The sequence below is a fragment of the Symmachiella dynata genome, from assembly GCF_007747995.1.
GTDB classification, from domain to species: Bacteria; Planctomycetota; Planctomycetia; order Planctomycetales; family Planctomycetaceae; genus Symmachiella; species Symmachiella dynata.
Map to the genome: position 1 here is coordinate 7,662,215 of NZ_CP036276.1, position 23,511 is coordinate 7,685,725.

Consider the following 23,511-nt stretch of genomic DNA (forward strand, 5'->3'; position numbering starts at 1 on the left):
AATTTGTGAACGTGTTTACTAGTTGCCTCATGTCATCGGGAATTCAACGATTCCTGCGCAGATTCATTTGACTCTCGCAAAAGCCACACTAGTTTTTAAGTAGGAGCTAACCACACAAACGCCAATCCCCCAGTCGATTCGTCGGCGGCGACCTTCTCCTCGGAAGTCGTGGTTCACCCAAAACTTATTACCAGGTTGTCGGCATTAGAGCGCATTAAAGCCGACATTGCGTTCCACGATCGCATTGTCAGTGCTCAAGATGTCGATTCCCTAAGTACATTCGCGGAGCGAGCGCGAATTCCGTGCTCGACTTTGTTCGTTCCGTTAGTCTCTTGGGAGAGGGGAAAATTTATGCTTCGGCTCAAGTCTACAATTCGGGCGTTATCTGCCCAAGCCAGAGAACGCAAAGGCTCCGTGTTGGTGCTGGCCGCGTTTTGTATGGTGATGCTGTTCGGATTTACCGCGTTCGTGGTAGACGTCGGTTACATCGCTTATTCCAAGGCGCAATTGCAAAACGTTACCGATGCTGCTGTCCTGTCCGCCGCATTGGAATTGGACATGATGAGCGATCAGGGTGATGTGGAAACCGCTGCCACCGCAGCCGCCATGGAAGTCGCTTCAACGAATCCGGGCGGAGAAATCACCGTCCAGGGAGAATCCGAAGGGGAGCCGTTCCAGACCGTCCAACCGATCGACATCGAATTCGGGCGGCAGGAATTCAACCATGACACTGGCCGCTACGAGCTCTCGTTCGGCGGTGGTAGCGGCGATTCCCCCTACAACGTGATCAAAGTCACGGGCAAACGCACGTTTCGTCCAGGAATTGCACCGGGTGGTGGAGACATTGACGCGCGACTCCCATTATTCTTCGCGCCGGTCATCGGACACGATTTTGCCGAGATCGAAGTCACATCAATCGCGACGTTCCAACCCCGCGACGTAATCCTAGTGGTCGACCTCTCTGGGTCGATGAACGACGACAGCGAATTGAAGTCCATTAACAAGTTGGGGCACGATGCAATCGTAGACAACATGGAGCAAATCTGGGGCGAAATGACGGATCCCGGGGCCATGGCCGCCGAAATCGGTGAGCACCTGCCATTCGCGCCGGATTATGTGACCTTCGAAGGTCAACCGGCTTCGGGAGCGATTCCGCATATTAAGGTCACCTTGAAAAGCAAGAGAAAAATCTTCGTCGAATCGACGAAAGACCTATCGAATGTGGTCGTCGAGTACACCAACGGCAACAAATACAAATACGACAACCTCAACGTGGGCCAATCACACACGTTTAACTGCTCCAGTAATTTGAAACGCTGCTGGGTCAAGTCGGGTAGTAACGCCAGTGGCGAAGGATCGGGTTATGGCGAGCGGTTCGACTTCACCACCAGCGCCATTCAAGAAGCACTCGGGTTAAGCGATGTCGATTATCCCTTCGGTTCGGGAAGCTGGAGCAGTTATTTCAGCTACGTGCAAGGCAACTCGGCACTGAACCAGGGTGGCTACGACTACCGGTACAAGTACGGTGGATTGTCGATGGTCAACTGGTGGTTGGGTAGCAAACCTGCACACAATCAGACCGAAGACCTTTGGAAGGCGAGCGCTCAACCAGTGACTGCTTTGAAAGATGCCGTATCACTGTTCGTCAACTATCTGGAATCGGTGAAAGCCGAGGACAACGTGGGCTTGTCGCTGTACAACAACGCGAATCAAGACGCCTTGTTGGAACATGGGCTGTCACAGAACTTCTCCGCCATTCTCGAAACGACCACGCATCGTCAGGCGGGTCACTATAACAGCTATACCAACATTGGTGCCGGTATGCGTGTCGGTCGGGAAGAGATGATCGCCAACGCACGGCCCAAAGCCATGCGGATGATGATCCTGATCACCGATGGTATTGCCAACCGGTCCTCGACCGGAGCTTCGCCGGCACAGTCGGCGCTTGACGAAGCCTATTACGCCAAGGCGGCCAAGATCAAAATCATGACCGTCAGTATTGGTGCGGGTGCGGACACGGATTTGATGCAGGAAATTGCCGACATTACCGGCGGTGAACACTTCAATGTTCCCGGCGGCCAAACCGTCGCGCAATATGCCGATCAACTTCAAGCGCACTTCAACACGATCGCAGCCGACCGGCCATTGAAGCTGATTGATGAGGAATATAACAACTAATCCCTCAGCACAATTGCCCTCGCCTAAGCGGGACGCGACTTCGGTTGGTCCGCTCAGGCAGGGCATCGGCTGGATGCTATATTTTTGGCACGAAGACACAGATTGAACTCTCCCAATTTTAATTTTAAAGTCTCTCAACCGACTTTCACTCGCATAGAATTAGCTCGCACAGGGGCAGCATGATGAAATCGATTTTTGCTCGAAAAGGCTTTTCCGAACGACGGGGAGTCGCCGCCGTGGAAATGGCGTTGGTGGCGCCGCTGTTCATGTTGCTTGTCCTGGGTATCATCGAATTCGGACGGTATCTGATGGTCGGCCAGTTGGTCGTCAATGCCGCTCGCGAAGGAACGCGGATGGCAATCAGCGGCTACTTCACCGAAGAAGAGGTCCGGACCGACGTCGAGAACTTCGTGACCGAAGCGATCGGCCTTGAGCCGGAAGATGTCACCATTGAAATCGAAACGGCCAGCGGTGAAACCATTTTCGATGCCGATGCGAAGGATTTGATCACGATCCGTGTCGCTGTGCGATTTGTCGATGTGACCTACCTGCCAATGCTTGGAGAAGGTGGAGGCGGCGAGGACGACCCGTTCGTCGGCCTACGCGAAAATCACGACGACACCAAATGGATCTCCGGCGTCAGTTCGATGCGGAAAGAATAGCGCCCGCTCGGGGGGGCGCATTCTGCGCTCCCATTCTCTTGGTTGCTCGCGCTCTCGCTCGCCTGGGCGCTCGTCAGCACCGCGCTCACTCTCTCGCTTTTGACGAATGCTTCGTCAGTGCAAAAATAATCGGTTAAACGATTTGACTTTTTGCGTCCATGACCTAGGTTTGATTTGGCGATTCCGATTGCGAATCGCGCCGAATCCTCTCGCAGGCAACCATAGCTTCACAACAATGTCAATCGGCCCTTCAGGTTGGATTGATGTTGTCCTGACTTGAGCGGCCCAGAAATCCCAGCATCGGCAGACTGTCATGCGGATTTCGTAACCGTCTAGTCACTGGGAGAGGGCCATGTTGAGCTGCGAATTGTTTTTGAGCCGCCGCGAGTTGCTGCTCGACAATGTAGCCGCGACAAAATCGGCGCGCTGCGGGCAGAATGCTTCTAGAACCAGTTTCAAAACCTGGTTGCGCTTGATCTCGAGACGTTCAGATCAATTTCAGTGGGACGCGTCAGAGGGTTTTGAAACTACTTGTAACGGGTATGGGTGCGCTATCACCCATAACTCCTCGCTGATTGCCGATCAATTCGACGGCCTGCCTTGGCAACGTCTTGGTCGCCGCCCTCGATCGCATCGTTCTGAAATCTGCTCAAACTTCACGGCGTTATTTGAGAAGGGTGATGGTCATGTTTAAAAGAACCCCAACCAGCAGGCCGGTCGAGAGGCAGGATTCTGCAGAGCATCGCCACGGAACCGCTGCAGTGGAATTTGCAATCTGCCTTCCCGTGATCGCCTTAATGTTCATGGGCTCAATCGAAGCCGCGAGCATGATCTTCTTAAAAGAAGCCTTGACCGTCAGCAGTTACGAAGGGGCTCGTACGGCGGCTAAGTACGATTCTGAGACTGATGATGTCGTGGCCAAGGTGGAAGCCATGCTTGAGCTTAGAAACGTATCCGGTGCGGTCATCACCATTTCACCGGCCGAAGTCAGCAGTGCCGAGCGTGGCGATCAGATCACCGTAACCGTTTCCATTCCATGCAATGCGAATTCACTCGTTCCCCTACAGTTTTTCAACGATCAATTGATCACCGTCCAGTCAATCATGGTGCGAGAATAGACGCCTGTTGAAGTTACATTTTGTGAAATCTGGGGAGATATCATGTACAAGTTACGACGAATGGTCGCATCAAAAAATGAATCGTCAAATCGCCGCGGTGCCATGGCTGTGCTGGTGGGTGCCATGCTAGTCGTTTTTGTCGCTGCCGTCGCATTTTCGGTGGATGTGGCATACATGCAGTTGTGCCGGACCGAACTCCAGGTGTCTACCGATGCGGCCGCTCGTGCAGCCGGCGAAGCACTCACCCGCAGCCAGGATATGGAGGCTGCACGACAAGCAGCACGCGACTTGGCAGCTGTTAATCTTGTCGCAATGCAACCTTTGTTGCTGGACGACGCAGACATTATTCCTGGCAACTCCGATTTTCAAGAAAATGGTAGCTGGGCGTTCACCCCTCAAGGCACCCCGATTAACAGTATTCGTGTGATTGGGCGCAGGACAAGGACTTCTCCTTCAGGAAGCATTGGCCTGTATTTCGCGAAGATCTTCGACCAGGATGACTTCGAGGTGACCCGCGCTTCGACGGTCGTCCGTCTCGACCGAGACATCTGTATCGTCGTCGACCGTTCCGGTTCCATGAAGTGGGACGTCGAAGGGGAAACGGCTTGGACCAGCTCCAACATGTATCGCTTTGAAATTCCTCCGGAACCCGATAGTCGCTGGGTCGCCTTGTCGGTCGCCACCAAGGCCTTTACCGAGGCGCTGGGGCAGACTCCGCAAGTCGAGTGGGTGGGATTAGTTTCCTATGCCAGCGACTACACGAATTTTGGGGTCCATAACCATCGAGTCGACATCGATCAAGAACTGACAGAAAATCATGCCTTGATCGACTCCGCCATGGATGACATTACGGCCCGAATCTTTAACGGGGCGACCGACATCGCCGCCGGAATTGACTCGGGGAAATCCGTCTTGTTGGACCCCGATCATTCCCGACCGTTTGCCGTCAAAACCATGATACTCATGTCCGACGGACATCCGACCAGCGGCGGCGATCCACTTGTGTCTGCGAATTACGCTTCGCAAAACAATATCACGATTCACACAATTTCGTTTGGAGAAGCGGATCTCAACTTAATGCAACAAATTGCCACGGCAGGAGGCGGCCAACATTTCCACGCGCTGGACGCCGACTCATTGAAAGCCATCTTTAAGAAAATCGCTTTGACAATCCCTGTGACATTCACAGAGTAATTCGGGGCGAAGGCAACACCAGCTGGGAGTCACAGCTCATGCGACAAATCAAACAAAACAAATCCCAACAAAGCAAACGGCGCGGCGCACTGACTGTCGAATTTGCACTGGTCGTTCCCGTGTTATTCTTATTCTTTTTCGCCCAGTTAGAGTTTTCACGCGCCAACATGATTCGCAACATGATCACGACCGCTTGCTATGAAGGAGCACGCGCGGGCGTTGTGCCGGGAGCAACGGCAGACCAAGTCCGCGCGACGGCACAAAACATTCTCGACATTGCCGGCGTCTCGGTCTCCGAAATCACCGTGATCCCCAGTGTGGTCACGACCGAAACAACTGTCGTGACAGTCACGATTGACGTTCCACTCGATGACAACAGCTGGATCATCCCACGGTATTTCATCGGCCAATCCTTTACCGATTCGGTAACACTCGACCGAGAACGAATGGATTTGATGGTATTCTGAAAAGCCGAGCCGTATTGAATCGCCCGTAAACAAACGATCCATTCTCCAACTGACACGAGAATCACGACGCGTCCCATCGTTTCTTTCATATCAGCCCGAAGCGGAAGGATTTGACACCCCGCTCGGGCTGCATTTTTGTGCTCGCTGAAATCGACCGACTTGCACTCACGCTCACCTGGTCGCTCGCCGACGCAAGAGGTCCACTCAACCAGCCGGTGCGATTGCGTAGCGCGGAGGCGGCGCCCCAGTCGCCATTTTCTCCCCCCATAGCCAGAAATTTTTAAATGCTCAAAAAAACGAACTAAAGCGGAATGCGAAAATTGGACCTTGATATCGCTGCAAATGAAGGGGGTTTTCAGCCGAGCTGGCGGAAACAGCCCGTCATATTGATAAAAACCCTTATATTCGGAAAAGTTGAGTAAAATATGATTGCTCACTCCTATCGCGCATCGTCATAATGGTCTTATCGGGCCAACACATTTGAGAAGAGGTAGATTCAATTTTGCGAGGAGGTCCGGCTATGCAGCAGAAAACTAAGCTAACGATTTACAGTTGTCTTGCAGTTCCCATACTGCTTTTCGCCTTTGAGACGAGGGCACAAGCTGGTCCAATTTTGGGCTTCGGACGTCTCTCCGCGAATAGTGTAGGCGACTCGGTGATTGGTGAAACTCAGCTCACTGTTGAATTGAGTGATGTCGGTAGCGGTCAGGTCGCATTCATCTTTAGGAATTCTGGCCCCGACGCTTCGTCGATTGCGGATGTCTACTTCGATGACGATGGGAACTTGGCAAGTATTGCATCGCTGATTGATGCTGACGACGGTGTTGGCGGAGACCCTGGAGTTGACTTCAGCACAGGTGCCAGTCCCCCGAATATCCCCGCCCACAATAACATTTCCCCCAGCTTTTTTGTGACGGCAGGATTATTAGCCGATTCTGATGCTCCAGCGCAGCCAAATGGTGTGAATCCGGGCGAACAATTGACCGTCATCATGAATCTGACGAGCGGCGTGACCTTCGCCGATACAGTTGCAGCGATCGACCTCGCTGGTGCCGCTGGAGGACTTCGCATTGGCATCCATGTCCAGGGCTATGCCAGTGGAGGGAGCGAGACTTTCGTTAACCTGCCTCCTGGTCCCGACCCTGGACCTGGTCTCGTCCCCGAACCTTCGAGCATGCTACTAATGGCCATGGGCATGTTCGGACTGGCCGGATACGGCTGGCGAAAACGCAAGTCGCAAGCTGCCTAATAGGCAATGATTTCAAGCTGCTCAGGATCTCGCAAATCCATAAAGCCGCCCTCATAACTGGGGGCGGCTTTTTTTGCGCGACGTGGTCCTGTCTCGCTAACGGGTATCTTCGCCGCAAAAATAGAGCGTTGTTTAAGAACACGCCCTTCGTTGGAGGTCGTCCACGCATGGGATCGGCTTATTTGGGCGCGATGCTAAATTGCAACAGCGCGCAACCCGCTCACCATCAACGAAATAGCCGACACCTGGGCAATACGTGCGCCTCGAATCTTTACTTTCAACGAACAAATTCGTCTTAAAAAATTCGCAAAATGATTTGCTCTATTGCGCCCATGACCTACGTTTGATTTGGCGGTTCCAAATAGGTACCACGCCGAAACCCCTCTCCCGGCTATTACGAAATGTCAAACAATTCGTAACAGCCGGTCTATCAACCCGGTTTCCCCTCGGTTTGATGGACTCCTGACTAGCGCGGTCCGGAACATCCAGCATTTGTAGTTCGTTGTTCGGATTTCAAAACCGTTTTCGTCATAGGGAGAGAGTCATGTTGATTCGCGCGTTGTCTGAGAGATGTCGTAGTCTGCTGCGACATCGTACCACCGCTGCTTTGGCAGCCGTGGCATTCATGGTTGCCGGAACCTCCGTCTATTCATACGACGCGACGCCCGACGTCCTGCGCGTCGAAGAAGATTGGGAGCTCATTCTCGATGAGCCGTCCAACTCCATATCCGCTCCGCAAATGATGACCGTGATGAGCCCCAAGGAAGATCTCGGAGACCTCTATGGAATGGTCACCTGGAATTACCGCGAAATCCCCAGCTTCTATTCCGGTGGATTGCAATTGCAATCGTGGTCGGATGATTTGTTTCTGTATTCCAAGAATTTTCATGAAGGTGAATTCAGCACCAAGGGCGAGACGATCACTTGGACACAATCTTTGAAGGTCAACAACAACATTTTGACCCTACGGATTAAAAACGGGCAGTCTGATACCTGGGGATCGTTCGGCGGAACCCAGATGCAATTGAGCGAGTTGATTTTGGTCAATAACCTCAACAGCTATTCGCCCGAAACATCAGTGGAAAACTCAGCCGTCACCTACGGTGCCTATCGCGTTGTCAGACTGCGAATCAAAGAAGTCCGGTATTACGACGCGGACAATAATTTGATCTCCACCGACAGCGCGTCGCGAGTCGTGCACGAACGACCGAGCAATAACTAATTCACCGATCCCCACCCGCGGAGACATCCGCGGGTTCTCAGGGGGCGGCCTGTTTCAGTCAATTGATGAAGGTAGGCACCATGAAAATTCAACACCATCTGCGACAGGCCGCGGAACAGGCCCGAAGCCGTAACGGAAATATCCTGGTTCTGGCCGCGTTCTTTATGATCGCCATGATGGGCTTCACCGCCTTTGTGGTCGACGTCGGCTATATCACACTGACCAAATCCCAGTTACAAAATGCCGCCGACTCCGGCGCGTTGGGAGCAGCGCTGGAGCTACCCGACGGGATCGGAGGGGGTGCTTTAAAGACTCCGACGGAAGTCGATACCGCTTCGCGTGATGTGGCCGTCGACATGGCTGGCTCGCACGCCGGTGGCGGATTGGCGGCAATCAGCGCCGACCAACAACAAGACGTACGCGTTGGCCATGTGGAGTGGGATGCCGAATCTGGTTCGTGGGTCAAGACCTGGGGAACTGCCCCTTACAATCTGGTCGAAGTCGCCCTGCACCGCGATGGCAATAACGCCGATGGCCCGTTGGACTTGTTCTTCGCCCCAGTGATTGGACACAACAACGCCAACGTCGACGTCGTTGCTGCAGCCGCCATGATGAACGGCAGTGGATTTCGCGTGGAACCAGGTAGCACCGAAACCACTGGGCTACTCCCGATCGCCGTCGATTGGGACACCTGGGTGGACTTCACAACCGCCACGACACCCGGTGGACTGTTCACCGACAATTACTATTTCCATGAAGATACCGGGACCGTTTCTTCAGGATCCGATGGAATTCTGGAATTGAACATGTACCCCAACGGCACGGTCGACTTGCCTCCGGGCAACCGGGGAACGGTCGACTTGGGGAGCCCCAACAACAGCACCAATGATCTGAAGCGGCAAATTTTGTATGGACTGAACGACTACGATTTTTCGTTCTTTCCCAACAATGAAATCAAGGCGAGCTGGGCCGAGCCGTTGATTGTGAATGCCGATACCGGTTTGAGCGCAGGAATCAAAGCGCAATTGACGGCAATTATCGGACAGCCGCGGGCCATTCCAATCTTCTCCGAAGTTGGCGGCGGCAATGGCAACAACACCATGTACACGGTCGTCAAGTTTGTTGGCATCCGAATTGTCGCCGTAAAACTGACCGGCAGCCCCAGCAAAAAACATGTCACCATCCAACAGGCCCCCTACACAGGACCGCACATCATTCGGAGTTACCAGACGTTTCAATCTGATGAAATTATGGCACCACCGTTTCTGATCGAGTAACCCCTGTTCCCAACACACTAAGTACGTTTGTCGCTCAAAATGAAGTTCCCAACGAGATACAACGCGACATTTGGAGGAGTGCAAAAGATGAAGATGTTTCGGATCCAACGCGAATCGTCAGATCGACGCGGTGTTGCCGCAGTTGAAATGGCATTCGTATTCCCCGTTTTTATGCTGCTGGTCTTAGGCGTCATCGAGTTTGGCCGCTATATGATGGTCGGCCAACTCGTCACCAACGCAGCCCGCGAAGGCTCGCGACTGGCCATCCGTGGCACATTCACTGAAGAGGAAGTGAAGCAAGACATCCTAGGCTTCATCACTGACGCCGTCGGCGTCGAAGCGGGACAGGTCGACATTGACGTTTCGACCGAAAGCGGCGACACGATCCAATCCGCCGAGTCGAAGGATCCGATCACCGTCAGCGTGGCGATTCGCTTTAAGGATGTGACCTATCTGCCACTTCTGGACGAAGGGGGCAGCGGTGACGATGACCCTTTCTCCGGACTCCGCGCTCAACACGACGCGGACGATTGGATTACCGGTGTGAGCGTAATGCGTAAGGAATAGCGGGCTGAATCACTACCCGGCAAGTTTTAGAAACGCCGTAAACACACCGGCGATCGTCAAACCGATGCAGGAAATAATCAGCAATACGTCCCACAGCCGGCCCGGACAGAGCCGGCGGTCGGTCATGCGGTAGCGGAAAAAGAGCGCCGCAAATGCCAACATCGGCAGCATGACCGCCTGCGTCAGCCCGCCGAACATCACCAGGGCCACCGGATTGGCGTTGGGAATCCAATACACGCCTGCGCAAATCATCGGCAGCACCATGCCGAAAATCATGATCGAGCGATCATGCGTCTTCTCATTGTGCGGATCCATCACACCGAGCACCTTTAAGAAATCGGTATACAGCCGCGCGAAGCCGGCATTGGCGACCAGGAACGTGGAATACAGCACCGCGATCGCGCCGATCAAAAACAACCAGCGGGCATGCTCGCCAAAGACCGGGACATATTGCTCGATCAGCGTGCTCACCATCCGCATGCCTTCGGGCACCAGCCCTTGCTGATACAGCGCGGCTGCTCCCATCACAAAGAAGGCCAACGTGGCGATCGTATAGACCACCATCGACGCAAACGCATCGTAGTGCATGACCATCATCCAGCCCCGCGCCCGTTTGGCCCAACTCTCGTCGGGGCTGCGCGGTCCGGCATATTTGGCATAGCCTTTTTCCAAACACCAATAGGGATAGGCGACCAATTCACTCGCCCCCACCCCGATAATCCCAAACGTAAACATCGCCGCCTTCAACCCCGCAATCCCTTCGGGGATGTGGAACGATAATCCGTACAAATAATCGTCCATCTTGAGCGCGAACTCCTCATGGGTTTGCAACGATATCACATTGCCGATCGTGATAAACGTAAACGACACGACCAACGTCATCGACAAGTTTTGAATCAACTTGTACCGCCCGCGGCACAACAGCCCCACGGTGATCAATGCAATGATTGTGCCCCAGATTCGGTCATCAAACGTGAATGGACTGGTCATCTCCTTCAATTGACTTTTGATATCGCTGACAGTCTGTTCCCGCTGCGCCAGTTCAATTTGAGCAGGTGAAGCGGACTCACCGTCGGTCGGTGCGGGGGTCGTGTCGGCAATTTCCGCCAGTTGTGATTGTGCGTGAATCAGCTCGCGCGTGGTGGCAATCAATTTTCCGCCGCGTTCCCCCAGCCGTTCCATCCGTCCGGCGATAAATTCGTTGCCTCGTTTGATACGGGCGGCTTCCTCCGGAAGCTCATCGGGACTCGTCACTTGGTCGTGGTCAATGAAATCAACATACCGCAGCAGATCAGCTTCGTTCGGCACTTGGACCGCTTTTGCATAGTCGCCCGTGATCGGGACCGCAATCGCCAACGATTGCCCCACGCCGCCGACAATGCCGCCTGCTTGACCCAAGATGGAGATCATCATCACCAACCAATACCACAGCAGCCAATTGACGCGCAGTCGCGGTCCAGGGACGCGGTTCAGCGCAGCTAAGGGGGTCTCGCCGTGGCTGACTGTATAACGGCCGATTTCGATTTGCACGAAGACCTTGATCACACACCCAATAATGATCAGCCACAGCAGCGTGATTCCCGCCTCGGCGCCGGTCTTGGTCGTGGCAATCAATTCTCCCGAGCCGACAATGCTGCCGGCAATGATCATCCCCGGCCCCAGCCGCTTGATAATGCCTATAAAATCACGTGGCGGGTCCTCTGTGCCGCCCCCTACCGCGGGATCCATGGAAGGGGGCAACGTGTCGTGTTCGTCGAAATTCGGCTCGGTCATGGGGGGAATAGGGCCTTCGGACAAGAGACGCGGTCAAATCGTAGCTCCCACCCTACCCTGCCCCGTTTTTGTTCGCAAGAAGTCATTGCTAATATGTCGCGGTTCAGCACGCACAAAATTTTGACTTTTCCCACCCCGATTCAGTATCCTTAAAGAACCAGCGTGCGGCATGCCCGCACTGGTCGGCGACGTTCCTCATCATCACGATTCACGTTTTCAAGGAGCCGAAGCGGATGATCATGATCAATTGGCTGGCATTTTTAGGCCAAACCGGACAGGTTACAGGACAGGGAAGTTGTCAATGTCGCACCAAGCGAAAAGCCGGTTGGGCTGTATGTCCCGCGGTTTGTAAGACCCCCTGGCAACCTGCCGCCATCCCCGTCCAGCCACACTATCACGCATCCCGCCACCACGCCGAACGAACCGCCGCCTGGAACCGTCGCCAACGACTCGGATAATCCGTTCCGGGTAACCGCAATGGCACAGACATCGGGGCGGGCGCAGCCCGCACGAAGCCGCAGTTTCCGCGCTCTGAAACGAGCAGAGTCTTATTGGTTAAAGACAGCTCAAACTGCTGCTTCTTGTGCCTGCGGCACACCGATTGCCGTTGGCAATCGCTGCCACCCTGTGATGGTTTCTTCACGGCTGAATACAATTTGTCGCTATCGCTAAAGAAACCGGGGTGGTGGTCAATCGATGCCCGGCAAGATAGGATGCGGGTTGTATCCAGTTGCACTGCGCTACCGAACTATCCATTTTAATAGGCCCCGATAAATGTCATTTGGATTCCGAAACCTAGCGATCACAATCTGCGCCGTTGCGGCGATTGTTCAAATAAATATTGCGGCCCATGCCGACGAAACCCCCAAGGTCAACGTCCTCTCCGTCCGTCGCGGTTTTGACAACGGCGAGCATAACGCTTTCACCGACTTGTGCCGCTTTGGCGACAAATACTACCTCGCCTTCCGCACCTGCCCGGACGGGCACATGGTGCATCCCACCTCGTCGATCATCATTCAATCCAGCGACGACACCAAGACCTGGAAAACCGTGCACCAATTCAGCGTCCCCAAACGGGACGTTCGTGACCCACACTTTTTGGTCTTTAAGGACAAGCTGTTTGTTTATACCGGCGCTTGGTATTGCGGAGACACGTCGCCCAAGAATTATAAAATGGACGACCACCTGGGCTATGCGGCGTGGAGCGACGATGGCGAAAACTGGCACAGTCCGGTGATGCTGGAAGGGACCTACGGACATTACATTTGGCGGGCCGCGGCGCACGGCGACAAAGCCTACCTGTGTGGCCGCCGCAAACGAGAATTCGCCAAAACCACAACCCGCGCCGAGCGCGATCCGCTCATCGAGTCGGCCATGCTGGAGAGCGACGACGGGTTGATCTACCGCAAAAAGGCGCTGTTTCAAACCACCAACGGCGACGAAACGGCCTTTTTGTTCGAAGACGATGGATCAGTACTTGCCGTCGCCCGTAGCGGCAGCAAACTCAACGCACAATTGTGCCGCTCCCAGCCCCCCTATGAGAAATGGGACCGTACGAATTTCGATCGCTACATCGGCGGCCCCCTGGTCGCCAAATGGGGGGATCGCTATTTGGTTGCCGGACGCAAAACAATCGGGCCGGCAGTCACCGCGTTGTATTGGCTGGTCGATGGCCAGTTGCACGAATTCGCCGAACTTCCCAGCGGCGGCGACAATTCCTATCCCGGTTTCGTCGCACTCAGCGACACCCGCGGCTTTGTCTCGTATTATTCCAGCCACGAAAAAGATGCCGACGGCAAATCAATCACGGCCATCTATTTCGCGGATTTGGAAATCGAAGAATAGTCGGGTGCGCAGTCGGCGTGGTTTTCCACGCAGCCAACTTTTTGAATTCATAGCAAGCGGGCGCCTGCCTTCAAACTGCCCCATCGCCCGCTTGCTGAATGTGAGGATTATTCGCGGACCACCTTCACAGCGAACAAGGCCTCTCCTCGCCGCAGCAACACAAGCTGCTCGCTCCACAAGGCGCTATAAAGCACGCTGGCGGAGAATCGGTCTGTTTTCTCGCCGGCGACCGGTTCAGGATCCTCGGGGAGTGCTTCCCATTTCGAGAGCTCTTGATCATCGCCGTTGTTCGCCAGCAGGTTGATTTTTCCATCCCTGCCGCAAATCATCACCAGCTCGCCGATTCCGATAGGAGTCGCCCAGACGCCTCCACCGAGCCGTTTGTTGAATTTCTCCTGACCGGTTTCCAGGTCTAATCCAAAGATCACTCCGGTTTTATTGATGAAGTAGGCTGTGCCGTTGTGTGCCATCGGTGAACTGAACGAACTGGTGGCCCGTTTCGCCCGCCAAACATAATCAGCTTCCCATGCGCCGTCGTCATTCTTTGTGATTTGAATAACACCATTCGATTTAGCGGATTTCCCCGCATCGGAATTCCCACGACCCACCCTTGCACCAATCAGAAACCGCCCTTCACCCAGCGGAACAGGAGTGGGTGTCGTGTTGCCGGAAATACCCTCGACGGCCCACAGTCGCTCTCCCGATTCCGGATCCAAGCCGACCAAATGTCCCGACGCGCTCAACACCAAATGGTGTCCGTCAGCCACCGGAACAAGTCGTGGACTCGACCAACTCGTCGCGCCCAAGCCGGCGACCTTCCAGTTGTTCTCTCCCGTTTTTTTATCCACCGACAGGACATACGGTTCTTCGCTCCGCTCGACCCAAATGAATGCAGACCGCTCGTCTTGCGCCACCGAAGCAGCCAAGCCGTGCCGCGAGCTGATTTCTCCGTACTCTTCTGCCAGATTCCGTTCCCAACGCACGTCGCCCTTGTGCGTGAAGGCCAACAGGTTGCCCCCTTCGAAGAAACAAATGACCCCCTCCGCATCAGCTGCCGGGGTCGGTGCTGCGCGACTCACATAATTGCTGCTTTTTTGCGGCGTCGCGTTTTTGACTTTGTGTTGCCAAACCTGCTTGCCATCAGCCAGCGCATAGGCCGAGACCAGATAGGTCTCTTTTTCAGGACCTTCCACCGATGTCACATAAACATGCTCGCCCCACACGACCGGTGAGGATTGCCCATAACCGGTGAGATCCGCTGTCCAGGCAAGCTCGGGAGCGAGTTTCCAGTCCCCGACCTCCGCAGAGTTGGACAGCGACACCTGCCCGCCGTTTTGAAAAGAATCCCAATCATTTCCCGCGGATACGACTCCGCTGCCGAAAACAACTAGTAATGCGGCAAGCCAGCATCGGTTCCCGCGAATATAGGCGAGCGGTCTCATCGTCAATCATCCTCGTTACGGTTTGACCCAAGGTCGGTCCGGACGAATGCGTCCGTTTCCTCTTGGGATATTTTGAAAGCGCCAATGATACGTGTTGCCGCCCTCTGTCGGACAAAGGGCGGCAACAAACGCATCACCAAAGTCGAAATCCTGGCCACTTCACCGTCGGCGCTCAATACGTTAGCAGAACCGACAAGGCGGGCGCTAGTCCAACTGCAGGATTTCCACCTCTTCAAACTTGCCGATGCCCATATTCGCTCCGCCGACAATCAGCAGGCTATTGTTGGGATACGGCAACATGCGATGGAAGAAGCGGGCGGTCGGCAATTGTCCCACGCGCTCCCAATGTTGTTGATCCGGGGAGAGTCGGAGCAGACTCCCATCGAAAGTGCTGACAAACAACCGGCCGCCCGTAGCGAATGCTGAACACCCAAATCCGGCCATCTTTTCGCCTGGCAAGTCTTCCAGTGAGGACCACTGCTGCGATTGGGGGTCAAACACATTGGTCTTGCGCGACGGTCCTCCTTTTTCGGCCATCCCGCCCAGGGCAAAGATTTTTCCGTCATGGGCGGCAACGGCCAACGCGCGACGCTGAAACGGTGGTGCGGGAATGGATTCCCACTGCGGTTTCGCTGCCGACAGGTCGAGTTTCCAAGCTGTCTTATGCCACACGGCATCCTTGTCACCCTGCATTTGCCATCCGCCGATTACATAGATCGTGTCGCCCAACACGGCTGCGTCGAACGACGACCGCGGTTCGGGCAATGCGGGCAGATCGGTCCATTTTTTCGTGGCTGGATCGAAACCCGCTGTGGAGTCCTGCGACCACAGGTCCCGGTCTTCGCCCGATTCGTTTTTAGCGGTGAAGCCTCCCAGACGATAGACTTTGTCGCCATGCGGGACCAAAGCCAGACCCTGCAGATGCGGACCATCGATCACATCTTCCCAGGCACCCGGCTTGCGAAGATTAAGCCGCTGCAGCGTGTGCGCTTGTTCTTCGTGCGAATAGGAATGTGCTGCGCCGGTATGCCCGCCATAGATGTACAAGTAATCCCCGGCAACAGCGCCCCCGAAGCTGGTTACGCATACGGGAATCTCCGGCAACGTGTCGGCATCGGTCACAACTTTCGCTTCGGGCTTTTCGGCTTCGAAGGTCACTGTCGAATAGTGGCGAATGTCGTCGTATTTTTTACCGTCCAATTCGCCGGCGGTCGCTTCGACGTGCTTGGCGCGGAATCCGTACTCACCCGGTTGCACGACCGCGACCACGACGGCACCATCCTTGTCAGTAGCTGCTTCGAATTCATCCAACTCCGGTCCGTAGCCTTTCACTTCGGCACCCACAACCGGTTTTCCTTGAAAGCTGACAACGAGCTTCAGCTTGCCGTCTTCCATTTTATGCGGAACGATATCCAAATCGAGTTGTTCGGCCGTCTTCACATTCGTCCAGGCGGCATCGGTCAGAGCGGGGCCGGTCTTGGCGTAATAACGAAGTAAAAACGGTTTCTCGCCGCGGGTGATCACACCGTAATCGTGTCGCCCTGCGAACAGCGAAGCTGTTACTTCTGCAACGTCCGTTTCGGCTTGGAGTGCTTCTTCTGTTTTTTTCAGCGACAATTTGATCGGTTTGCCTTTGGCCGACAACCGCCAGACAGTCATACCTTGCAAGCCTTCCAGCAATTCGGGGTCGTCCGGCTGGGCCGCTTCGGAAAAATAAACATCGACCTTTTGCACATCCTTTTCCACAGACGGCAGCAGCCAAATAAAATGCGCGTTTGCCGTTTGTAGAATTGCGCATTGCATGAACAATGCGGCAGCGGAGAAAACTAAAATTCGTCTCATCAAATGTGTCCTCAATGAGCAAAGGGGGTTTAGCAAACGGTAGCAAGTCCCGTTGCGATTTGTGTTTTAACTAAACATGGAATGCCGTAACCGAAGCCGTTTAGCGCCGGCGACGCCTGCTGGTCGTGAGTGGGAATTCAAATTCGTTAGTCCCCTCCTCGCGAACGGTCTCGGTCAAGCGGCTATTTGCATTAAAGGCTGCCGGTACTCGTACGACATCGATACGGCGGGTTCTCGATTCCTTCAAACGATCAATCGCTGACTCATCATCCCGAGCGTAACCACCGTCGTCGGTCGATTTGATTTCGATACGGTGCTTGCCGACCACCGGGCCGGTGGAATCATCGGCAGAAAACTTCCCGTCCGCAATCGCAATCGACGTCTTCGGCCCGGGTGTTCCCTCAAGCGGAACAAACAGGATCACTCCTTTCGGCAACGGTTGACCATCCAAGGTCACGACCCCCCGCACATCGGCGCGGGGAGGTCCTTCAGCTGCGCCGGAACCGCAGCCGACAATCAGGCCGCAAAACAACATCGCAGCCAACAGCAGATTGTTGGATGCTTTAGTTGTCACTGATAATCTCCCCACCGTTTCGAGTCGCCAAGGCATCCAAGACTCCCGCGTCGATACTCTCGGCCACAAAATGCACCGAGCCGTCAGCACGGACGAAAAAGACACCTCCGACATGGTCGCTACGGAAGGAACGGACCCAGTTGGGATCGAAATCGCCATCATCGAGTTTGTCGTGAGGGTTGAATGCGTATTCGGTCGTGCAAGCAGTGGAACCAGGATACGGATTCGACCAATAAGTGAACGAATAACGCGGTTCGTCCAGGCAGGCTCCGGAACTGAATTTGTAGTCCGGCAGATTGTAGGCCGTTTCACCGATCATCAGCGTGTTGCTTGCGCCATCGACGAAATGCTTCAGCGATGTCTTGCCATCAGCTGAGTCGGTATAGACGATTGCTCCGTCCAACGAGGGAGCTGGCTCACCATAATATGACCAGTACTGATTGAAATCCTTCGAACCGATGTTCACAGCATAGTTTCCCGGTGCACGCCCCGCGTCGACATCGCACCCCGGGACCATACGAGGTTCCGTCGACGAGGGACACATAAAGACCGGAATCCGCTGCCCCGAGACGGCGACATTTACCGGATCGGAGTTGGATAAGTTGAAATCCCACAAATTGTATCCATTCGCCTGATCGATCAACGGCAAGATCGAAACAAACAAGCTTCCGCCGCTCAGCGAACTGTTGGCGTTGGCATTGGGAAATTGCCCATAAATGTCGTGATAATTGTGTGTCGCAATCCCAAACTGCTTCAGATTGTTGCGGCACTGCGTACGGCGGGCTGCTTCGCGGGCTTGTTGCACGGCCGGCAACAGCAGTGAAATGAGAATGGCAATGATCGCGATGACCACTAGCAATTCGATGAGCGTGAACCCGCGGCGAGCAGGTTGTGTAGAAACGGACATGGAAAGCATCTCCTTTGCAGAAGCCAAGTTAAGAGTAAAATTGCGGCACAGACGCTGGTGCGTTGTGATCCGCGGTCTCTTAATGTGTGGCTGGCTGCGCGGAGTTCCGCGTCGAAGCTTGCTGCAGCATTCTAGAGTTGACACTGAGTCTCAATGTCAACATAATGCCGACTTGTGCCATTGTTGTCAATCGCGAAAGCACCCGGCCTGAAAATTTCCGCCTGATTTTTTTCGCCGTGATCGCAGGCAACAAATTGCTCACTACGACCTCGCCCAAAGAATCCACGGCACCGCCACCATGAATATGCATGACCCCAGTGAGACTCCGCGAATTCCCGCAGAGAAAAACAGCGACCCCGGCGATTCCGATCCCCCGAAATCGATCACCTTCGAAGCACTCGCCGAGGGTCAAACCGAAGTGCTCATCGAATTTCACGGTCAGGTCTACCGCCTGCGCTCAACGCGGAACAAGAAGCTAATCTTGAACAAGTAAACGCGGCGCGCAAGCTGTGCGCAAGAAATTGAAAACCGGTGTTGGCCGCGCTGACAGCCTCGCAATCACTCCACGATCAATTCGCCGTTCATCACCATCCAGTGCCCCGGAAACGTGCACAGGTAGGGATACCGCCCCGGGGTTTTCGGCGCGCGAAAGTAAATCGTGAACTGCGATTTGGGTGGAACGACATCCGTGTAAAACAACACGTCGTCGGTTCGCGGAATGTAATGCCGCGCCACCGCTTCGGGATCCGCCACCAACCGGTTAGCCATCTCCCCCACGCTCTTGAGCGTTCCCGCTTTGACCAACGCCCAGTTGTGCGGGACCACATCGGGGTTCACCAAATTCAAACGGATCGCTTCGCCCGGTTTGGCCCGTAACTCACGGGTCGCGAACGTCAGGTTCTTGCCCGTCTCCAACGTGATCGGCCGCGCCTCGGGAATCGCTTTCATAAAGGGATTGCGAATGCGAATCGTGGCCAAGGCCAAGTCAGAAAGAATCGGGTGCGGATGTACCATTTTCGCCACCGGGCGATAACCGGGGTAGTCGCTAAAGGGCCGGTCTAAACGATGCACGGTTAAAAACATGTCGCGCGGTTCCCCCGCATCCACCTGCAATTGCAAATGCAGTTGGCTCACCGGTTGTAGATCGGGGATTTCCAAAAACAGCGAGCGGCCATCGGGCAATACATGCGCCGACGTGATCGGCAAATGATCGTGCCCCCGCATGCCGTGGTGTCGCGTGGAAAACTCCGGCGAGCCATACGCCCCGCTGTACCGGTAATTCCAACACTGGGCGAATTGATTTTCGATCTTCGCGGCAACAGCGGGATCAATCGGCTCGGTGAATTTTACCGTCACCCCGTTTTGATAGACATGAAACCCGATCGGCAATTGCACGCGGTCTCCCGTATAACGCACGCGCTGTAAACAACCATCATCGGGCGTATAGGAACCCCAGCCCGCCATGCCGGAGACATACAATTGCCCGTCCTGCGGATTGAAGCGTCCGCGATGCGCGCCCGAACGAAACTCGCCAGGAAGCGGCACAATCGCCCCCTGCAATTGCCCGTCGACTTCGTCACGTAACAACAGAAAACTTCGCCCGCCGCCAAACGACAAATGGACCAACGCCCCTCGTAGCGGTCCCCAGCGGTCACTGTCGATATAGGCTTGGCCCCCGCTGGAATTATCCAATCCCCGCGGTAAATAAACCAATGGCAGTTCCGGCGCTTTCCCGTCGCGCGGAGCTTGATAACCAAAGTACGGCGGAGTGCCGTCTTCACCTTCAGCAGACGGACGAACGGCGCACACCATCGAGGCGGGGGTCCAGTCTCCTTCCGATGCGGGTACTGTTAATGTCCCATCAGGCAAGATTCCCAACCCGTCAGGATTTCTTAGTCCGGTCGCCATGACCTCCACGTTTTTTCCATCGGGAGAAATCCGCACGATCCCTTGATTGCCCGAGACGGTGTAAAAATTACCGGCGTCGTCGCACTGCAAACCACAAATAAAATCGTGCCCCGCCGGTGAGGTTTCAAAGGCGTTGCTAAAACACTCATAATAATCGGCTTCGCCATCTTGGTTTCGATCATGCAACCGGACCAATTGGTCGCGGCATTGCACAAAGATTCCCGCATCAGTCACGACCAGCCCCAATGCATGGTGCAGTCCCGAAGCAAAACGCCGCCACTGCGCCTGCTGACCGCCATCGGTAAATCCACTCACATGCCACACGTCTCCCTGCATCGTGCAGACCAGCGCGCTGCCGTCGGGAAGAAAGTCATGTCCTCCGCAAAACAGCAGCGCCTTCCAAGGATTGTCGAAAGGCAGTTCAATCGTATCGACCGCATACGGCCGCCCGGTTCCCGGTTTGACCGCTGTGGTGATCACCTCCGGCCATTGCCGTTCGCCCGGTTGGATCAATTCTCGCAGCGGATGTTCGTCGGTCGGCGCAACAACGCGGGTGAATTTGCCATCCTCGACCCACGGCGCATCGAGATATTCAACGTCGCCAATACGGTAAGCAAACACCACGCGCCGGCCATGTCGATAGAACCCGTGATACTCGAATGGCTGGTTCGGCTTGGCTGTTTTCTCGTGCTTCACCGGTTGGCCGTCCATGATCAAGCCGTGCATGAATCCATGACGGACCGATGAAAACTTGACAAACCCCCCGCTCCAGACGGCGTCATAACTGAGCGTCTCAGGATTGAAACAAGCGGAGAGTTCGTCGTCGTCTCCCAATTGCATGCAAACCGCGCGGGGGACGTTCACACCCCCGCCATGAAACACGCCGCTTTGCACGCTGCCCAATCGCGTCTCATTCCAACGCCCGTCGGACCACGTTGTCTCGGATTGATTTCCCCAGTGGCCCAGTTCGCCCCCGTCCAGGCCCGGAAATCCGGGTAGCAACGGCGGAGTCGGTTTCTGTTTGCGAAAATGTGCCGCTTGCTTGGCATAAAAATCATAGATGCGGTCGCGATTGACCGGCTGTTGCCACGACGGCCAATCCTGCGGATGCAGCGGCGCGCGGTCGTACTCAAACGGGGCCGGCGTATGCATGTGCGCATGTCCCATCAGCATGTGCAAAGCTTCGGGCTTGGCTGCATCGGAGCGACCTAAGTCGGTCAAAAAGCGAATCAGGTCCACTTGTTGTTGCCGCGTCATCGCAGCGGTCAACCCGTCGGGCATCAGTGAACCGGCAGGCACAATTTCATCAATATCCTCGTGAGCAATCGTGCTTTCCACCCCGGTTTGCGGGTCGCGGAGCACGATCGATTTTTTATCCTCACGCAGTTTGTGGCCACGGATCGCTTTTCCATCGTTGGTGATGACCGTGAATGAGACGAACTCCGGTTCCACCGTCCGCTGCGGCCAAAAGACCGATTCAATAATCTGTTCCGGCTTGCGCTGTTTGCCGATCATCGTCAGATCAGGACCGACGGTCCCGCCCTGCATGCCGATTTTGTGACACGACAAACAAGCGGTTTTCGCATCGGCGAACAAAGCCGCCCCCCGCATGAAATCACCATTCTCTTTGGCGGCAGCGACGGTCTCGTCGACAAACCCGGCGTTGAATTCTGAAGCCATGGTGGGTGGCTGCTGCACCGCAACGGTTTTAGGAAATGTCCACAACTGGATCGTCGACGCATCTTTTTTCACGGCTTGTTGCGGTTCGTGTGGGATGTCGCGCGCGCCGTTCGAAATCCGTACCCATTCGATGTTGCCGTTGCACGCCAAGCCCCCTTCGACCAGCCGCCCGATCGCCAATCCCCCGGGAATCGCAGCACCGCCTTTGGCTGAGATCTTTTGACTGGCGACCTGCTTGCCATCGACATACAACCGCACTCGCGTGGCTTCATAAACCATCGCCACCGTGTGCAGCTTATTGTCGCAAATCGCCGCTTTCGAACGCACGTGATCGGGCGACATTCCCGGCAGGTAAGCGGTCAAAACTCCCTGGCGCGGCATGGTGAAGATTTCCCAGTGCGTGGGAGATTTCTTTTCATCGCAGGCGACGAGGATGTTGTAATCATTCTTGCGATTCAGGCGAACGCGACATTCCACCGTGATGGGCGGTTGGCGGAAATCGTCGCGGCCCTCATAGACTTTTCCCCCGTCCAATGCCGCCGGCGCGGAGGGTTGCCAACTGCGATACAGCGGGCGGGCGCTGGGGGGATGCCCGCTGAACGTCCCCACCAGCCAGGATAAACCATCCAGATTGTCCTGCAGCCGCGCTTCGGCATCTTCTTGCGTGTGATTCAAAATCCCAATCGGCCCGGAGTAGCCGCTGTCGCGAATCGTTTTTAGCAATTCCGCATCCAGGTCCCCTGCCCCAAGCGGAAGGATCTTCGCCCCCCGCTGATCACCGCCGCGGACCATGCCGTTGAGGTTCACCGCATACAAATACGGCAGCATCTTTTTGAGCAATTGCGGCATCTTGTCGACATGCGCATGGCCGTGGTGCAGGTTGTAAACGATCCCCACGTTCGGTAAATCCAGCGCACGGATGATGGCGATTTGATTTTCCGGTTCGCCGAACCAACCTCCATGGTTATATAGCCCCACGCTACAACCAATTTTCGCTGCTGCTTCTGCAATGGGACGTATCCGCGCCGCTTCCTGTTGAACCCACGCCTGCTGATCCTCGGGCGTCTTCGGTCCACCGCTGCCGGTGACCCACAACTGCGTTTTGATGTCGTGTCGCTTGAGCACCTCTAAAATATGCCGCGCATCGTCATTGAGCACAGTCGGAAACCACCAGGCGGTCAATTCGATACCATGCGCTTTGAGTGCCTCCATTTCGGCATCGAAGGTCGGGACATGTTCGGCGCGATAATCATAGGCCAGCTTGCCGATCCCCAACCGCTCCAACATCGCGGCTCGCTGCTCGGGACTCCGCTTTTGATTGTCAAACGGAACAATACACCATGCGACGAGATTGTCTTTGGCGTAGATGTCATTTTGTTTTGACGGCGCGTCCTCAGCCTGCGCAACTAATCCGCTATGACATAACAGTAGCGCGCACAACATCACCAACCACGATCGACGCATCATTAGTCCTAATCATCCTAGAGCTTCATTGCTGCTTAAATTGGCGGCTGTGTGCCAGTGTTTATCAGTGATCCCCATACCGAGATTGCACTGGCAGAACCAGTGGCACACAAATTCTTGGGTGTCACAAAGCGTCAGAGCT

General features: G+C 55.0%; 18 protein-coding genes. 12 read left to right on the top strand and 6 right to left on the bottom strand.

What is annotated here, in order from left to right; translation table 11 throughout:
• The first annotated feature begins 351 nt into the window (after nt 1–351).
• From Mal52_RS29145 to Mal52_RS29190, 10 genes are all read left to right on the top strand, one after another.
• Nucleotides 352–2,178, top strand: coding sequence for a VWA domain-containing protein (locus Mal52_RS29145; protein ID WP_145380409.1), 1,827 nt, complete (start codon nt 352–354; stop codon nt 2,176–2,178).
• A 179-nt stretch (nt 2,179–2,357) separates the two neighbouring features.
• Entirely contained in the window at nt 2,358–2,840 is a 483-nt protein-coding gene (locus Mal52_RS29150) for a TadE family protein (RefSeq protein ID WP_145380410.1), read from the top strand.
• 352 nt (nt 2,841–3,192) lie between these two features.
• Nucleotides 3,193–3,534 (top strand): hypothetical protein, encoded by a 342-nt coding sequence (locus tag Mal52_RS29155; protein ID WP_145380411.1) that lies wholly within the window; start codon nt 3,193–3,195, stop codon nt 3,532–3,534.
• A 67-nt stretch (nt 3,535–3,601) separates the two neighbouring features.
• Nucleotides 3,602–3,958 carry a TadE/TadG family type IV pilus assembly protein gene (locus Mal52_RS29160; RefSeq protein ID WP_197534553.1) on the top strand — a complete coding sequence of 119 codons (357 nt, stop codon included), beginning with the start codon at nt 3,602–3,604 and terminating at the stop codon, nt 3,956–3,958.
• A gap of 42 nt (nt 3,959–4,000) precedes the next feature.
• Nucleotides 4,001–5,152, top strand: a complete 1,152-nt coding sequence (locus tag Mal52_RS29165; protein ID WP_145380413.1) for a vWA domain-containing protein — start codon at nt 4,001–4,003, stop codon at nt 5,150–5,152.
• Nucleotides 5,153–5,190: 38 nt separating this feature from the next.
• Nucleotides 5,191–5,619, top strand: a complete 429-nt coding sequence (locus Mal52_RS29170; RefSeq protein ID WP_145380414.1) for a TadE/TadG family type IV pilus assembly protein — start codon at nt 5,191–5,193, stop codon at nt 5,617–5,619.
• 520 nt (nt 5,620–6,139) lie between these two features.
• Nucleotides 6,140–6,868, top strand: a complete 729-nt coding sequence (locus tag Mal52_RS29175; RefSeq protein ID WP_145380415.1) for a PEP-CTERM sorting domain-containing protein — start codon at nt 6,140–6,142, stop codon at nt 6,866–6,868.
• A gap of 544 nt (nt 6,869–7,412) precedes the next feature.
• Nucleotides 7,413–8,090, top strand: coding sequence for a hypothetical protein (locus Mal52_RS29180; RefSeq protein WP_145380416.1), 678 nt, complete (start codon nt 7,413–7,415; stop codon nt 8,088–8,090).
• An 80-nt stretch (nt 8,091–8,170) separates the two neighbouring features.
• Nucleotides 8,171–9,367 carry a pilus assembly protein TadG-related protein gene (locus Mal52_RS29185; RefSeq protein WP_197534554.1) on the top strand — a complete coding sequence of 399 codons (1,197 nt, stop codon included), beginning with the start codon at nt 8,171–8,173 and terminating at the stop codon, nt 9,365–9,367.
• Between the two features lie 87 nt (nt 9,368–9,454).
• Nucleotides 9,455–9,934, top strand: a complete 480-nt coding sequence (locus tag Mal52_RS29190) for a TadE/TadG family type IV pilus assembly protein (RefSeq protein WP_197534555.1) — start codon at nt 9,455–9,457, stop codon at nt 9,932–9,934.
• Between the two features lie 12 nt (nt 9,935–9,946).
• Here the strand turns inward: Mal52_RS29190 and Mal52_RS29195 are convergent, their stop codons facing one another.
• A complete protein-coding gene (locus tag Mal52_RS29195; RefSeq protein ID WP_145380419.1) occupies nt 9,947–11,707 on the bottom strand; it encodes an Nramp family divalent metal transporter in 1,761 nt (586 codons plus the stop codon).
• Nucleotides 11,708–12,481: 774 nt separating this feature from the next.
• Between Mal52_RS29195 and Mal52_RS29200 the strand changes: the two genes are divergently transcribed.
• The gene (locus Mal52_RS29200; RefSeq protein WP_145380420.1) at nt 12,482–13,552 is read left to right on the top strand and encodes a hypothetical protein; all 1,071 of its coding nucleotides are present in this window, start codon (nt 12,482–12,484) and stop codon (nt 13,550–13,552) included.
• Between the two features lie 107 nt (nt 13,553–13,659).
• On the opposite strand, the gene Mal52_RS29205 is transcribed toward Mal52_RS29200, so the two are convergent.
• The 4 genes from Mal52_RS29205 to Mal52_RS29220 form a co-directional block, all read right to left on the bottom strand.
• Nucleotides 13,660–14,994: an outer membrane protein assembly factor BamB family protein gene (locus Mal52_RS29205; protein ID WP_145380421.1), complete on the bottom strand. Its 1,335-nt coding sequence runs from the start codon at nt 14,992–14,994 to the stop codon at nt 13,660–13,662.
• Nucleotides 14,995–15,198: 204 nt separating this feature from the next.
• Complete coding sequence (locus Mal52_RS29210) at nt 15,199–16,836, bottom strand: DUF1668 domain-containing protein (protein WP_145380422.1); 1,638 nt, start codon at nt 16,834–16,836, stop codon at nt 15,199–15,201.
• 100 nt (nt 16,837–16,936) lie between these two features.
• Nucleotides 16,937–17,410, bottom strand: a complete 474-nt coding sequence (locus Mal52_RS29215; protein WP_231962481.1) for a hypothetical protein — start codon at nt 17,408–17,410, stop codon at nt 16,937–16,939.
• Entirely contained in the window at nt 17,400–18,317 is a 918-nt protein-coding gene (locus tag Mal52_RS29220; RefSeq protein WP_145380423.1) for a DUF1559 domain-containing protein, read from the bottom strand. Before Mal52_RS29220 ends, Mal52_RS29215 begins: the two co-directional genes overlap by 11 nt.
• Before the next feature lie 298 nt (nt 18,318–18,615).
• On the opposite strand from Mal52_RS29220, the gene hemP reads away from it, so the two are divergent.
• Complete coding sequence (gene hemP, locus Mal52_RS29225) at nt 18,616–18,810, top strand: hemin uptake protein HemP (protein WP_231962482.1); 195 nt, start codon at nt 18,616–18,618, stop codon at nt 18,808–18,810.
• 65 nt (nt 18,811–18,875) lie between these two features.
• Here hemP and Mal52_RS29230 read toward each other — a convergent pair whose 3' ends face one another.
• Nucleotides 18,876–23,372 carry a DUF6797 domain-containing protein gene (locus Mal52_RS29230; RefSeq protein WP_197534556.1) on the bottom strand — a complete coding sequence of 1,499 codons (4,497 nt, stop codon included), beginning with the start codon at nt 23,370–23,372 and terminating at the stop codon, nt 18,876–18,878.
• Nucleotides 23,373–23,511: the final 139 nt, after the last annotated feature.

What these genes read in the sequence shown, in the direction of transcription:
- Mal52_RS29145 (WP_145380409.1), top strand. Translation starts at nt 352, where the DNA reads ATGCTTCGGCTCAAGTCTACAATTCGGGCGTTATCTGCCCAAGCCAGA.
- Mal52_RS29150 (WP_145380410.1), top strand. Translation starts at nt 2,358, where the DNA reads ATGATGAAATCGATTTTTGCTCGAAAAGGCTTTTCCGAACGACGGGGA.
- Mal52_RS29155 (WP_145380411.1), top strand. Translation starts at nt 3,193, where the DNA reads ATGTTGAGCTGCGAATTGTTTTTGAGCCGCCGCGAGTTGCTGCTCGAC.
- Mal52_RS29165 (WP_145380413.1), top strand. Translation starts at nt 4,001, where the DNA reads ATGTACAAGTTACGACGAATGGTCGCATCAAAAAATGAATCGTCAAAT.
- Mal52_RS29170 (WP_145380414.1), top strand. Translation starts at nt 5,191, where the DNA reads ATGCGACAAATCAAACAAAACAAATCCCAACAAAGCAAACGGCGCGGC.
- Mal52_RS29175 (WP_145380415.1), top strand. Translation starts at nt 6,140, where the DNA reads ATGCAGCAGAAAACTAAGCTAACGATTTACAGTTGTCTTGCAGTTCCC.
- Mal52_RS29180 (WP_145380416.1), top strand. Translation starts at nt 7,413, where the DNA reads ATGTTGATTCGCGCGTTGTCTGAGAGATGTCGTAGTCTGCTGCGACAT.
- Mal52_RS29185 (WP_197534554.1), top strand. Translation starts at nt 8,171, where the DNA reads ATGAAAATTCAACACCATCTGCGACAGGCCGCGGAACAGGCCCGAAGC.
- Mal52_RS29190 (WP_197534555.1), top strand. Translation starts at nt 9,455, where the DNA reads ATGAAGATGTTTCGGATCCAACGCGAATCGTCAGATCGACGCGGTGTT.
- Mal52_RS29195 (WP_145380419.1), bottom strand. Translation starts at nt 11,707, where the DNA reads ATGACCGAGCCGAATTTCGACGAACACGACACGTTGCCCCCTTCCATG.
- Mal52_RS29200 (WP_145380420.1), top strand. Translation starts at nt 12,482, where the DNA reads ATGTCATTTGGATTCCGAAACCTAGCGATCACAATCTGCGCCGTTGCG.
- Mal52_RS29205 (WP_145380421.1), bottom strand. Translation starts at nt 14,994, where the DNA reads ATGAGACCGCTCGCCTATATTCGCGGGAACCGATGCTGGCTTGCCGCA.
- Mal52_RS29210 (WP_145380422.1), bottom strand. Translation starts at nt 16,836, where the DNA reads ATGAGACGAATTTTAGTTTTCTCCGCTGCCGCATTGTTCATGCAATGC.
- Mal52_RS29220 (WP_145380423.1), bottom strand. Translation starts at nt 18,317, where the DNA reads ATGTCCGTTTCTACACAACCTGCTCGCCGCGGGTTCACGCTCATCGAA.
- hemP (WP_231962482.1), top strand. Translation starts at nt 18,616, where the DNA reads ATGAATATGCATGACCCCAGTGAGACTCCGCGAATTCCCGCAGAGAAA.
- Mal52_RS29230 (WP_197534556.1), bottom strand. Translation starts at nt 23,372, where the DNA reads ATGATGCGTCGATCGTGGTTGGTGATGTTGTGCGCGCTACTGTTATGT.